The sequence below is a fragment of the SAR324 cluster bacterium genome (genome assembly GCA_015232315.1).
In the GTDB taxonomy this organism is placed as follows: domain Bacteria; phylum SAR324; class SAR324; order SAR324; family NAC60-12; genus JADFZZ01.
Genome location: JADFZZ010000025.1, coordinates 26,630 through 39,428, shown reverse-complemented (window position 1 = coordinate 39,428; position 12,799 = coordinate 26,630). Strand labels below are relative to the sequence as shown.

13 protein-coding genes are annotated in these 12,799 nt (G+C 45.6%); 8 read left to right on the top strand and 5 right to left on the bottom strand.

Translation table 11 applies throughout. The features are described from left to right. Nucleotides 1-26 precede the first annotated feature (26 nt). On the bottom strand, nt 27-767 hold the full coding sequence (gene rsmG, locus HQM11_15285) for a 16S rRNA (guanine(527)-N(7))-methyltransferase RsmG (protein ID MBF0352395.1): 741 nt from the start codon (nt 765-767) through the stop codon (nt 27-29). Nucleotides 768-915: 148 nt separating this feature from the next. Here rsmG and HQM11_15280 point away from each other — a divergent pair, with 148 nt between their 5' ends. Further along, entirely contained in the window at nt 916-1,296 is a 381-nt protein-coding gene (locus HQM11_15280; GenBank protein ID MBF0352394.1) for a chemotaxis response regulator CheY, read from the top strand. Here HQM11_15280 and HQM11_15275 read toward each other — a convergent pair. From HQM11_15275 to HQM11_15260, 4 genes are read right to left on the bottom strand one after another with little or no spacing between them, the layout of a single operon-like run. Further along, entirely contained in the window at nt 1,277-2,110 is an 834-nt protein-coding gene (locus HQM11_15275; GenBank protein MBF0352393.1) for a hypothetical protein, read from the bottom strand. The genes HQM11_15280 and HQM11_15275 overlap by 20 nt on opposite strands. Next, nucleotides 2,070-3,329 (bottom strand): hypothetical protein, encoded by a 1,260-nt coding sequence (locus HQM11_15270; GenBank protein MBF0352392.1) that lies wholly within the window; start codon nt 3,327-3,329, stop codon nt 2,070-2,072. Before HQM11_15270 ends, HQM11_15275 begins: the two co-directional genes overlap by 41 nt. A gap of 13 nt (nt 3,330-3,342) precedes the next feature. Next, nucleotides 3,343-4,182, bottom strand: coding sequence for a hypothetical protein (locus HQM11_15265; GenBank protein ID MBF0352391.1), 840 nt, complete (start codon nt 4,180-4,182; stop codon nt 3,343-3,345). 18 nt (nt 4,183-4,200) lie between these two features. Further along, the gene (locus HQM11_15260; protein MBF0352390.1) at nt 4,201-4,398 is read right to left on the bottom strand and encodes a 50S ribosomal protein L28; all 198 of its coding nucleotides are present in this window, start codon (nt 4,396-4,398) and stop codon (nt 4,201-4,203) included. A gap of 181 nt (nt 4,399-4,579) precedes the next feature. Between HQM11_15260 and HQM11_15255 the strand changes: the two genes are divergently transcribed. From HQM11_15255 to HQM11_15225, 7 genes are all read left to right on the top strand, one after another. Next, a complete protein-coding gene (locus HQM11_15255; protein ID MBF0352389.1) occupies nt 4,580-4,873 on the top strand; it encodes a hypothetical protein in 294 nt (97 codons plus the stop codon). A 33-nt stretch (nt 4,874-4,906) separates the two neighbouring features. Next, nucleotides 4,907-5,473 carry an isochorismatase family protein gene (locus HQM11_15250; protein MBF0352388.1) on the top strand — a complete coding sequence of 189 codons (567 nt, stop codon included), beginning with the start codon at nt 4,907-4,909 and terminating at the stop codon, nt 5,471-5,473. Nucleotides 5,474-5,488: 15 nt separating this feature from the next. After that, nucleotides 5,489-7,219, top strand: coding sequence for a thiamine pyrophosphate-binding protein (locus tag HQM11_15245; protein ID MBF0352387.1), 1,731 nt, complete (start codon nt 5,489-5,491; stop codon nt 7,217-7,219). Between the two features lie 8 nt (nt 7,220-7,227). After that, the gene (locus tag HQM11_15240) at nt 7,228-8,586 is read left to right on the top strand and encodes a glutathione synthase (protein MBF0352386.1); all 1,359 of its coding nucleotides are present in this window, start codon (nt 7,228-7,230) and stop codon (nt 8,584-8,586) included. Nucleotides 8,587-8,626: 40 nt separating this feature from the next. Then, on the top strand, nt 8,627-9,802 hold the full coding sequence (locus HQM11_15235; GenBank protein ID MBF0352385.1) for an FIST C-terminal domain-containing protein: 1,176 nt from the start codon (nt 8,627-8,629) through the stop codon (nt 9,800-9,802). A 43-nt stretch (nt 9,803-9,845) separates the two neighbouring features. Continuing rightward, nucleotides 9,846-10,376, top strand: a complete 531-nt coding sequence (locus tag HQM11_15230; GenBank protein MBF0352384.1) for a hypothetical protein — start codon at nt 9,846-9,848, stop codon at nt 10,374-10,376. 171 nt (nt 10,377-10,547) lie between these two features. Continuing rightward, nucleotides 10,548-12,794 (top strand): hypothetical protein, encoded by a 2,247-nt coding sequence (locus HQM11_15225; protein MBF0352383.1) that lies wholly within the window; start codon nt 10,548-10,550, stop codon nt 12,792-12,794. Nucleotides 12,795-12,799: the final 5 nt, after the last annotated feature.

Here is a 12,799-nt window from a genome sequence, read left to right as displayed (position 1 = left end):
CCTGGAATCATGTGGATCATCCGCCTTCAGTGAAGGCTGCGTGGTTTATTTTTTTTATTTGAAAAAGAAAGCTGAACAATCACTTTCTCCTGTTCGTCAAATCCGGAATACCCTTCCAGAGTTAACGGATATTTTTTAATGAATTTCAAATTTCGGCATTGAGACAATTCCGCCATTTCCTGCGTGAGATCGCCTCCTTTATAAACATACAAAGATGATTGGGGCGCCCTTAAATCGCGGGTCCAGAGTTCCAGGTTGCCAAGAGTGCTGACTGCCCGGCACACAAGGAGAGAGAATTTTTGGGCATATTCAGGAGTTTTTCCCAGGTCTTCACCTCTGCCAGCGACCATTTCCGCGTTGGTTAATCCCAGATCCGTAATCAATTGCCGGATCACTTTCACTTTTTTTTGGGTGGCGTCAATCATGGTTATTTTTAAATCAGGGCAAACAATCGCCAGTAAAACTCCCGGGAGACCTCCGCCGGAGCCAAAATCACATATTTCCATACCGGGTGTGGTTTTCCATACCGATAGCAGACTCAGGCAATGCAACACCTGTTTTTCCCAGATACTGTTCCAGTCTTTTCGTGAAATCAGGTTGATTTGTTGATTGATCTGTCCGATCAGGGTTTCCCATTTTTTTATCAAATCCCATTGCACTGAACTGGTCAGCAAATTGTTTTTGAGAAGGAGTTCATAAACGTCATCAGAAGATAATGCGGTAATTTCTTGTGTTTGATCTTGCGTTGAATTATCTAGTGTCTGCATGTATTTTTCTAGTGAAGAAAAGCTGAGAGAAATGGGATAATGGAAAAGTTGCTTGACAATCTATCCTCATTTTTTTTATATCAGTATAAAAATACAGACTGTTTTGTTGGAATTAGAATAATTGTCAATTTGTTTTATAGGGAGTCCAATGCCTGCAGATAAAGAGATGAATATTTTGGTTGTGGATGATTTCTCGACCATGCGCCGAATTGTCAAAAATATTTTGCGACAGTTGGGGTTTAATAACATCGTTGAGGCAGATGATGGGACGACCGCCATGGCCAAACTGAAATCTGAAAAGATTGATTTTGTCATCACTGACTGGAATATGCCCAAAATGACCGGCATGGAATTGCTCAAGGAGATCCGCACAGATGCCAATCTGAAAAGCATTCCTGTTCTGATGGTGACGGCTGAGGCCTTGCAGGAAAACATCATTGCCGCAGTGAAAGCCGGTGTGAGCAACTATATTGTCAAACCGTTTGACGCAAAAACCCTAAGCGATAAAATCAATAAAATTTTTCCTTAGTTTCGTCAGCTTTTTCACCACAGACTTGATTTGACGTGCTGGACAGACAAACATCTCGTCCAGCAAGAGTCTGTATCAGAATATCCGCAACAGCACGCAATCGTTCAAACGCTATCGCCTCAAAACCGGTTCTCCCCCCAGTCGCAGGACTCTTCCAAAGTTCGTTGTTTGATATAATACGTATTCCAGCAACGGGGATTCCATAGCGTTTGGCGATATAGCTCACCGCGCCACTTTCCATGTCTTCACATAAAGTTCCATACACTTCCTGAATCTTTTTAATAAATGAAATGTCACTGTTGAATTGGTCCGCAAAGCCAATAATGCCTGTTTCAAAAGGGATGTGGTGCTTTTTGAGCATGGCTTTGAGTTTTGTGTAAAGAGCCCTGTCTGAGGGCAAATCGGATAGCGCTTCCTGAGCGTTATTTTTTTGTATCAGAATTTTACGGGGAACAAGGGTACCATCTGGAGTTTTTGTATGTCTGGAAAATGCCACGACCTTATCTGCGATCACAGGCAAACCAACAGGTAATTCCGGCAAATGCGCCCCGGAAAACCCCAAATGAAAACAACCAGCAGGCCGGTAGTTCGTCAGGAACGCATGCGTCGCACACAGGCTGTTGAAGGCACCAACACCTGTATAAACAATCCAGACCCCTTCCTCCTGATAACAGTTGAATTGGTCCAATGTAAAACAGGGAAGTTCTTTACCAGATAAAATACAATTCAGTTCAACATCGCCTGCGACAAACAGAAAATAGACAGAAGACACGTCAACCGTTGTCTGAAGACCACCTTTGATGCTTGATGTCATAGATCTTATCCTTGATTTGTTCCAGAAGATCAAACAACGGAATTTCCGGGAAATTTTCCCATTCCATCAATTCCAGAAGGCATTTTCGAACACTGGCTTTTCTCATACCTCGACTGTCCCATTTTCCATAAATTTTCAAATGCCCCTGATCCAGTGGTTTGCCATCGAGGGTTTTATGGAAGATGAACTTGATGGCACTGTCAGGATTTTCCATCACAAACTCATAAATCGCATCCATTGAAATTTTTCCTGTACCATAGATCACACTGGATTCACTGTTGACCGCATTGCTGGAACGTTCGTCAGGAACTTCGTCCTCATCAGGAAAATATTCTTCTTGTGGTGGTGGAAGTGATTTGGTTTCAGGTTTTATCGTTGTAGATGCCAGTATCGTTTCAGTTTGTGTCTGTTCCGCTTCAGTTTCAACTTTCCGTGGATTTCCCAGCGTTGTTGCTACTGTTTTTTGGGGGGGCTGAGGAGATGCTGAGGCTGTTGACCTTACAGGAGCTCCCTGGCTCTTCACATTGTTTCCAAACGTCATGGATGGCCTGAAAAACTCAATGGCAATGCGATATTGAGGAGCATGCTGATAGACCACCTTTTTGGGAACAGTTCCTTTTTTCGTGATACTGCTCAGCAAGGTTTCCACAAACTTGTGTTGTTCCATCCTGGAAACAATGTTTTGTCGCAGTTTGAGGATATCTGCCGCTGTAAAAGTTTTTTCTGCTGAAGCGGGTGCTTCCATTTCGGCAAGCACATCTGGTTGAGCGGATTGAATCAAAAGCTGATACCATGTTTCGAGGCAAAGCATGAATTGCTGCAGGGGATGACGATCAAAGTTTTTTAAACCGTTCATGACCCCGTGAAGGATGTTATAACTGTGAGAATGTCCGGTGGATAACTGATCAAATGCTTTGAGGGTTTTCTGGTGTAATCTGTATTTGAGGTGTTCCTGAGTCCAATTGAATCCCTGAATATAATTCTGGAATTGATGCAGTTTCTCCTTGTTTGCCCATCTGGTAAAAACATCCGGTGCCTGCCGGAAAAAATCTTCCAGAATCAATTCACCTTCATGGATTTCATTGTCGGAGGAATCGTCATACAGAAAGCCACAGAGAAACAGATGCTCACACAACTGAATCAGCAAAGACTCATCGTCTGACAGCATCTTATGCACATATTGTTGACTTTTCTGGGCAATCACAGCATGGCGATGCATAACAGGTTCCGACTTAATTCAAAATATTGTAGCTTCCCAGAATTTTATGCTGAAATGAGGCCTCGTTGAGTTCGCTCAGGCAGTCAGGAGTATGAAGACTGTTATAAAAATCGACATAAAATACATACATCCACGGAACTTTTTTGGAAGGACGAGATTCCAGACGGCATAAGTTGATATCGAACCGTTTAAAAATGCTCAACATCTCATACAGCATTCCGGAATGGTCCTCACTGAATTCCACAAATAAAGACGTTTTCTTACAGGAAAAGTCCATCAAATCACCAGTTTTCCTTTTTCTGAAAACCATGAATCTTGTGGTGTTGTTGGGATAATCCTGAATATCTGAGGCAACATGCCATTCTGGAAATTTTTGGGCAAAACCGATGGGAACAATCGCGACGGAACCCGGTTTTTCGTGCATGACGTCCAGAAACTGAACACCTGAATCAGTATTGCTGTTGGTGAAAGTGGGCTTGGCGTCAGGAAAGTTTTTTGAGGAAAAATCGATTGTTTGTTCAAACGCCTGGGGGTGCGTGAAAACTCGTTCCACCTGTTCATAGGGACAGTTTGAAATCAGGGCGTAACGAATCAGCAGATTGATTTCGCCCAGAATGATGGAGTTTTTTGAAACCAGAAGTTCCTGCACCTGATCCACCATGCCCGCTACAGAGTTTTCAATGGGCAAAACTGCCAGAGCCTCAGGATGATCTTCCAGTTTTTGAAAGGTTTCCACAAAGGTTCGTGTGTAAGACAGTCGTGTTTCCGGACCACAGATCAATTGTGCTGCCTCATCGCTGAAAGTTCCCTGTGGGCCGAGCGTAAAAATTGGGGTAGAGGCAGGAATCGTCATCTTCTGTTAATCAAGCCCTCAGATGGAGGCATTCATGGTTCGCCCGGATCGAATGCAACTGGTGCAAACACGGACAGCTTTTTTGTTTCCGCCTTTATCGACAAGTTTGACGGTTTGGATATTTGGCAGCCAGCGTCTTGCTGTTTTATTGTTAGCGTGACTCACATTATTGCCAAACAGCGGTTTTTTTCCGCAAAATTCACATTTTAAAGACATAAGGCATCCCGATTGATTTAGAGACTGGATATTCACCTGATTCTCAGGTTATAAACAATAACGTATTTTTCCATTCTGTGCTGGTTTTCATGAACTGTTGGAAGCCAGTTTTTTTCAATGGAAAAATTTAAACTGGACCTAATAAGGTTTTTTCTTGTGAGAAGCAAACTTTAAATTCACCATGTTTCGTTATCTTTGGTTCCATTGCATCCTCCTGTTGTTGCTCCTGTATTCAGGTTGTTCTTCCGAACCGACTTATCTGTACCCGTCAAGGGAAACGCAGGAAATCAGATATTTATGCACCAGAGTTTACAACCGGGAATATAGCACCAACATGAACTGGAAGAAATCACCACCGGTTTCCATCACAGTACAACCTGAAAAAGTGACATTGTATTTTGAAAACAATGAAGCGTTCAGTATGCCTCGTCCAGGAGATGTGCAGCTCAGTTCAGGTTCTTTCCGTTGTCCTTGAATTAATCTACAACCTCTTTACAAGGAGTCCGTCATGAGAATTCGCAAACTCAATACCGCAAACACCACACTGCTGGTGATTGATATTCAGGAAAAACTGCTCAAAATTATGAATGATGAAATCACTCAGCAGGTTTTACGCAACACCAATCAGTTGATCCGGATGTTCCGCCACTGGAACTCGCCGATTTTGGTGACCGAACAATATGTGCGTGGGCTTGGCCATACCAGTGACGCTCTTTTGCCGCATCTGGGTGACATTCAAGCCCTTGAAAAAGTAACGTTCAGTTGTTGCTCCAACGCCCCATTCAATGAACAGCTTGAAGGGTTGGATCGTCCCAATATTATCGTGACAGGTATGGAAACCCACATTTGTGTTTTGCAGACTACTTTAGACTTGCTTCAACGTAATTACTCAGTCTATGTGATGGCTGATGCGGTTCAGTCTTCCACCAAACTTCGGTGGGAACACGGCTTGAAATTGATGGAACAGGCGGGCGCCGTCGTGATGCCGACTGAAACTTTATTATTCCAGTTGCTGGGACAGGCTGGAACCAGTGATTTCAAACATTTTCTCAACATGCTTAAAGAAACGAATTAACAGGGAGAACACATGATGGATGGCGGATCTTTTGTCGCAAGCGCACTGAAAGCACATGGTGTTTCATTTTTATTCACCCTATGCGGAGGACATATTTCTCCCATTCTGGTCGGCTGTAAAAAACTGGGAATCCAGGTGGTGGATGTCCGACATGAAGTTCATGCGGTTTTTGCGGCTGACGCGGTTTCCAGAATGACCGGAATTCCCGGCGTGGCCGCTGTCACAGCCGGACCGGGGGTGAGTAACACCATAACCGCTGTCAAAAACGCCCAATTGGCACAGTCGCCACTGATCCTGCTGGGCGGCGCAAGTGCGACTGTGCTTAGAGGTCGCGGATCGTTGCAGGACATTGATCAGCTTTCCCTGATCGCTCCACATGTCAAATGGGCCGCATCTGTCAAATATGTCCGTGACATCGTCCCTGTGCTGGAACATGCGTTTAAGGTTGCGCAGGAAGGCATTCCCGGACCTGTTTTTGTAGAACTTCCCATTGATCTGCTTTATCCGGAATCGGTGATTCGGGAATGGTATGGCATCAAGGGCAATGAACAGGCTGGCGGAAATCTGACCGGAAAAGTCATCAACTGGTATCTTCAACTCCACACCCGGCGCATGTTTGCCGGAGTTGACAGTGTTGAAGAACCCGGAACCCTGCCGTTTCATAAGCCACACGCCATCAACATGATGGTTGATACAGCGATTCAGTATGTGAAAAAATCCAAAAAACCGGTGATGGTCATCGGCAGTCAGGCACTGATTGATTCCAGAAATGTGCATGAACTGGTCACAGCCGTCAAGGCTCTCGGAATTCCGGTGTTCCTGTCAGGCATGGCTCGTGGATTGCTCGGTGCCGCGGACCCAATCCAGTTCCGACACAACCGTAAACAAGCCTTGAAACAGGCTGATCTGATCATACTTGCCGGTGTGCCCTGCGATTTCCGTCTGGATTATGGAAATCATCTCAACCGGAAGGCAACCCTGATTTCAATCAATCGAAATCCCCAGGAACTCAAAAAAAACCGACGCCCGACGTTGGCTGTTCTGGGTGATTCCATGCAATTCCTGAAAGAACTGGCACACGGTGTTCAGGCAGAGCCTGATGCAGCATGGATCGCTCTACTGAAAGCCAATGAACAGAAACGCGAAGACGAAATCGCACAGCAGGCAAGGGCCGTGACTGAAAAAGTGAATCCGTTGGTCCTGTTTAAAAAATTGGATCAGATGCTGGCGGATGATAGTGTGATTATTGCGGATGGCGGCGATTTTGTCGGCACTGCGGCCTATATCCTAAGACCGCGGAAACCCCTTTCATGGCTGGATCCCGGCGTGTTTGGTACGCTTGGCGTGGGTGGCGGATTTGTGGCAGGCGCTTCGTTATGCCGTCCCAAGGCCCAGATCTGGTTGATTTTGGGGGATGGTTCCGCTGGCTACAGTTTGAGCGAATTTGACACGTTCGTCCGGCATGGGATGAGTCCGATCGCTATTGTGGGGAATGATGCCTGCTGGAGCCAGATTGCCCGTGACCAGACCGAGATTCTGAATGACGATGTCGGTACCGTTCTGCGACATACAGACTATCATGTGGTCGCTCAGGGATTTGGTGCTGAAGGACTCCTGCTGGATGATCCGGAAAAAATAGATAGCATTCTGAGTCAGGCCGTGGACTTGTCACGTCAGGGAAAACCTGTACTCATCAATGCCGTCATTGCCCGATCTGATTTTAGAAAAGGTTCCATTTCCGTCTGAGTTTTACCATGAACATAGCCCCATCGCAATTGTTGTCAGCCGCTCTGGATTACGCGTATTCCCACGGGATTATCAAATACAATCTGCAACACAGGCTGACGCACATTCCCTTCATTCTCAATCCCCTGAAAATCAACCGTGCGGATATGGAATGGATGATTGAACTGACCCCTATTTTCAATCAACTCCTCATTCATATTATTCAAGATCATGATTTCCTGAAATATCATCTCAGTCCACTGGCATCGGCTGATCCTTTTATTGAACTACTGCTTTCCATGCTTCAGGAAGAAGACACTCAACCCTGTCATTTGATAATCCAGCGCAATGATTTTTTTCTGACCCGGGATCCTGTAAACCAGCGGAATATCCCCAAACAGGTAGAAATCAATCCTATGGCCGCAGGATTTCTGACCATGTCTGAACGGGTGAACAAGATGCACCAGTATCTGTATGGCCATGACCTTATCGGGAACAACCTTCTGCTGACGGCGCCTGTCCAGTGTGCCGCTGAAAATATTGATCTGGCCTTCAACAAGCACTATCACATGCCGGAGGCCTGCCTGCTAATGATTGTTCAGCCTAATGAACGGAATATTTTTGATCAGCGGGGTTTGGAATATCGCTTGTTGGAACAGTATGGCATTTTCACCCTTCGCATGACAATGGATGAAGTGGGGCAAACTGGAAAAATCAGGGAAGGACACCTATGGGTCCAGAATAAAATTGCGGCAATAACTTATTTTCGGGCAGGCTACACACCGGATGATTTCCTGTCACAAGCATCCATTGATGGCAGAATTCTGATTGAAAAATCGTCAACCATCAAAATCCCCGATATTCCCACACTCCTTGCGGGTACAAAAAAAATTCAGCAGGTTCTGACAAAACCTGAGATCCTCAGAAAATTCCTGAGAGAAGAACCCGCGGCGAAACTGATGGAAGTTTTTGTGGGGATTTTTGAGTTGAATGAATCTCTGGGCGATCACAGTGCTGAAGAATTAGCCATGAAAACACCACAAAAGTATGTGCTGAAACCTCAGCGGGAAGGTGGCGGTAACAATATCTATGGCATAAACATTGCTGAATCGCTCAGGCAAATGTCAAATACTGAAAAACAGGCCTTCATCCTGATGGAACGCATCCAACCCTTGTCGCATGAATCCAGCATGGTGATTGAACACCAGGCTGAAGCTCAGGAATGTGTCAGTGAAATCGGTCGTTATGGTGTTTGTTTATCTGAACATAATCGAATTATCAGGAATGAAGACGCGGGCTACCTTGTCAGGACCAAATCCATTGAACATGATGAAGGTGGCGTCAGCGCAGGCTATGCGGGCTTGAACTCCTTGTATTTTGAAGAGTAGCCCCGGACATATTTCAATTTATTCAACACAGGATATACCAGTGATTCAAATTGGCGTAGGAATGTCGTCCCTGCCTGATACCATTGAGGCGGTTCGTCAGGCATTCCAACAGGCATCAGCGAGTGGCCAACTTCCCCGGGTGGAATGGGTTCTGGTATTTTTTACCACAGAACACATTCCCCATGCTGATCAAATCCGGACAACACTGCTTGAATTGACATCTTGTGAGTGCATTTCAGGATGCAGTGGCTCCGGGGTGCTGTCAAATTATGGTGAACTCACCACTAAACCCGGAATCAGCCTGATGCTGGGTTATACCCCTGAACATCCGGTTCATGCCTTTGTAAATCGACAGGAATCAGAGCATTCTGTCAGCCTCTCCCGGCAGTTAAAGCTTTCGCTCGAATCATTTTCAGCCCCGGATCCGTTGCTGTTGTTTTTTCCCGATGCCTACCAGCATCATCCCTATAATTTCATCAACACCCTCAACTATGTCAAAACCAGTCCCAAAATCTTTGGCGGGGGTTCCTGTGACAATGGAACATTTCAGGTTTCGGCACAGCTTGGTTCGGACATGGTGGTGCAGGAAGGTCTTTCAGGATTGTGCCTGGGAAACATGACCGATTACCAGATTGGAATCACACAATCGTGTACGCCAATCGGAGAACCCATGTTCATTACCAAATCCGAGGGAAACACCATTTTGACATTGGATGGTTATCCCGCACTGGATGTTTTTGTCACCCTGGCTGACAATATGGGTTTGTCTGATCTTGAAAGTGCGGGTCAGCATGTCCTTCTCAGTTTTCCGCTCGATTCGCAGAGACCTCAATTCACAGGAGAAAACTCGTTGATCCGGCATGTCAGCGGAGTGGAAGTGCCTACGCAGGGATTGGCGGTCCCACATATTTTTGAGCAGGGACAAACCATGTCCTTTGTTTTCAGAAGCATGGCTTCAGCCCAGCAGGATTTGTATGAAATGCTTTATCGTCTGGAAGAAAAACAACTGAAAACACCCAGTTTTGGAATTTATTTCAATTGCACCGCACGGGGAGAAGCCCTGTATGGCGTGCCGGATTTTGACACACAGGCCATTGCGGAAGTGTTGGGCGAGTTTCCCTTGGTGGGTTTTTTTGGAAACTATGAGTTTGCCTCCATCCCCCAGGGGTTGCAATTGTATTCCTACACTGGGGTGTTACTTCTGATCTACTCATGAATTGCCTCACATGGTCATCATTCCAACTACCGCAGGAAAATTCATGCTGAAAAAGTTTTTGATCCATGCCCTGATTCTGGTTGAAGCAACAGCTCTCCTGTCAGGTTGCGGATATCATATGGTGGGTAGCAATCCACCGCTCCCTGAAAACGCGCAATCCATTGCGTTGCTTCCCATCCAGAACCAGACCTATCAGTCTGGAATTGAAGCACTTCTTTCAATACACATCCGCCGTAAATTACGGGAAAATTCATCGGTGCGACTGGAATCACCAGCGTCAGCACAACTGCACATCATCATCAATCTGTCGCAGTTGAATACGGTGCAAACATCGGTTTCCAGCAATGGACAAGTCATTGAACAACAATTGACCCTGATCGGACAGGTCAATCTGGAAAAACCAGAACCGGCAAAAACGATCTGGACAAAACGCGTCACGGCTGACAGCACCCTGTTTTATGAAGAGGGTGAGTCTCAAACCGGTGTAAGTTCCTTCAACAGAAATCAGACACTGGACAAACTCGCAGAACTTTACGCAACTAAAATTTACGAACAGATTTTCTATAATTTCTGATCGGTTTTCATGCGAGTATCAGGTCTTCATGATCACCATTTATAAGTGTTACCAGACAGTTTAGAAACAAAACAATCACCAAGTATTACCATTCTCAATAATATGTGTTACAGAACATAAAAGTCCACTACACCCACTTCATGATCTACTGATTTGACAAGGAGATTTTCCATGATTGGAGAAATTATCCGCTTAAGCACCGGGATCAAGCATTTTCTCAGTCTGAGTTTGAACGAACGAACTTTTGTAATCAATATTGCTATCTGGCTATTTATTTGTCCCATTCTGGTATTGGCCACCAGCATGTACCAGGAAGCTCTGCCTCACTTGATCATCATTGCGCTGACGTTGCTGACAATCACCATTGTGAATCTGATTGAAGTTCGGACCAACTCCAGGCGTTCTTATTCCATTTACCTCCAGATTTTTTTTGTTGTGGGATTTCTTGGTTTTGGCGCGTCTATTTTAGGTTCCGTCAGCACAGGCCTTGCCGCGTTTGTCATCTTTCTCGTCATTTGTTACTACCTCATTGCCGGGATTCAATATTCTATTCTGCTGGGCGTGCTGTCTTTCCTGGCAATTGAAGGCGTTGTGATTTGTGATTTTGTACTGGATATCTGGCCCTATTACTGGATCAGAGACTTGCAGGGACTCAGCGGACAAGCGGTTCATGATCTGCTGGCCATCACCCGCCCTGGAAAAGTCTGGGTGGAAATGATCTTTATGAGTTCAGTTTTCTGGACGTTATTCCTGTTAAGAGCCTTTGATAACCAGTTACAACGAAAAACGCTTGCTTTGGAAAAGGCCCATAAAATGTTACAGGAATCCAAAAATCTCAGTGACGTCCTGCTCAATGAATCACAACAAAAACAGCATGAAACCCAGGATGCCATCAATCAACTGCTTGAAGCCCTTCGCCAGATTGGTGAAAACAATATGGAAACAGCCATTCCGGAATTTGATGACCCTCAGATGAAACAGCTTTCAACAGGAGTTCATCACATGCTGGTCGCACTGCAGAACGCTCAGAAAATTGATAAGGAACTGCGCCAGAAAGAACAGCACAAATCCAGAGAACTCGAACGATCCATTGAATTGTTACTGGACGTAGTGGAAGAAGTTGGACATGGTAATTTGACGGTGAGCCCTCCTGATTTTGGCGATCAGGCTCTCAATCAACTTTCTCAGGGATTACAGAAAATGATTGACAACCAGTACCGTTCTTTTCAGGAAGAAGAACGGCATAAACTGGCTCTGACCCAGACAAACGCGCTGGCGGAAAATGCGCCAACCAGTCTGATGTTGCTCAATGCGGAAGGCATTATCAAATACATGAACCCCGCGTCCAGGGTCATGCTCACTTCGCTCCAACACTATCTTCCGGTACCTGCGTCCACCGTATTGAATCAACCGTGCTCAATTATCCTGAAAAATGATGAGTTGAATACCATTCTGCTGGACCCTACCCAATTGCCCTTTCATACAGAAATCCAGATTGGCAATGAATGGATCCACCTTGAAGCAACACCAGTGTATGACAGTGATGGCAATTTTCTCGGGCCAACACTCGCATGGCAAATCATCACCATCGAAAAAATCAGAAAGGAACAGGGACAGAACCTCCAGAAGCAGGTTCGCATCATTTCACAGCAACTGGCATCTGCCAGCCAGGATCTGTTGAACATGAGCGAACATCTTGCGGTCGGGTCCTCCAAAACCTTCAGGGAAACCCAGCAGGTTGTGATTGAAGCCAAGGAAATTCAGAGCAATATCCGGCATATTGCCAATGCGGTGGAACAAATGGCGAACATCCTGACTTCCAATGAACAATTGGTAGCGCGCAGCACGCATATGTCTGGCCAGGCTGTTGAATCTTCCCAGGAAGCTTCAAAGATTATCAGTGCGCTCGGAAAAAGTTCCATGTCCATCGGCGTCATTATTCAACTTATCAACCGGATTGCCCAGCAAACGAATATTCTGGCGTTGAATGCGACCATTCAGGCGACACGAGCCGGAGAAGTCGGAAAAGGCTTCGGGGTGGTCGCCCGTGAAGTCAAGGCGTTGGCACAGCAGACTTCTGAAGCAACCAAAGAAATTTCGACAAAAATCAAAACCATCCAGAAAGATTCAAAACTGGCGGTGGAAGCGATTCAGAACGTCAGTGATATTATTGAAGAAATGAATGATATTTCCGGGAAAATCTACACTGCGATTGAAGACCAGACCCACACGACCCATGAGATCACATCCCGAATGGAGGAAGCCGCCAAGGGGGCACATACCATCACCAGTCACATTGACGAAGTAGCGCATACCGCGGAAAACACCCAGGATGGTTCAGAACGAGGAAGGCAGGCTGTGGTTGTGGTGGATCGGATTGTGGCCAATCTCAACAAACTCGTGACAGAAATTCGATAGTTTTT

What these genes read in the sequence shown, in the direction of transcription:
- HQM11_15280 (MBF0352394.1), top strand. Translation starts at nt 916, where the DNA reads ATGCCTGCAGATAAAGAGATGAATATTTTGGTTGTGGATGATTTCTCG.
- HQM11_15270 (MBF0352392.1), bottom strand. Translation starts at nt 3,329, where the DNA reads ATGCATCGCCATGCTGTGATTGCCCAGAAAAGTCAACAATATGTGCAT.
- HQM11_15240 (MBF0352386.1), top strand. Translation starts at nt 7,228, where the DNA reads ATGAACATAGCCCCATCGCAATTGTTGTCAGCCGCTCTGGATTACGCG.
- HQM11_15225 (MBF0352383.1), top strand. Translation starts at nt 10,548, where the DNA reads ATGATTGGAGAAATTATCCGCTTAAGCACCGGGATCAAGCATTTTCTC.
- HQM11_15275 (MBF0352393.1), bottom strand. Translation starts at nt 2,110, where the DNA reads ATGACATCAAGCATCAAAGGTGGTCTTCAGACAACGGTTGACGTGTCT.
- HQM11_15245 (MBF0352387.1), top strand. Translation starts at nt 5,489, where the DNA reads ATGGATGGCGGATCTTTTGTCGCAAGCGCACTGAAAGCACATGGTGTT.
- HQM11_15255 (MBF0352389.1), top strand. Translation starts at nt 4,580, where the DNA reads ATGTTTCGTTATCTTTGGTTCCATTGCATCCTCCTGTTGTTGCTCCTG.
- HQM11_15230 (MBF0352384.1), top strand. Translation starts at nt 9,846, where the DNA reads ATGCTGAAAAAGTTTTTGATCCATGCCCTGATTCTGGTTGAAGCAACA.
- HQM11_15265 (MBF0352391.1), bottom strand. Translation starts at nt 4,182, where the DNA reads ATGACGATTCCTGCCTCTACCCCAATTTTTACGCTCGGCCCACAGGGA.
- rsmG (MBF0352395.1), bottom strand. Translation starts at nt 767, where the DNA reads ATGCAGACACTAGATAATTCAACGCAAGATCAAACACAAGAAATTACC.
- HQM11_15250 (MBF0352388.1), top strand. Translation starts at nt 4,907, where the DNA reads ATGAGAATTCGCAAACTCAATACCGCAAACACCACACTGCTGGTGATT.
- HQM11_15260 (MBF0352390.1), bottom strand. Translation starts at nt 4,398, where the DNA reads ATGTCTTTAAAATGTGAATTTTGCGGAAAAAAACCGCTGTTTGGCAAT.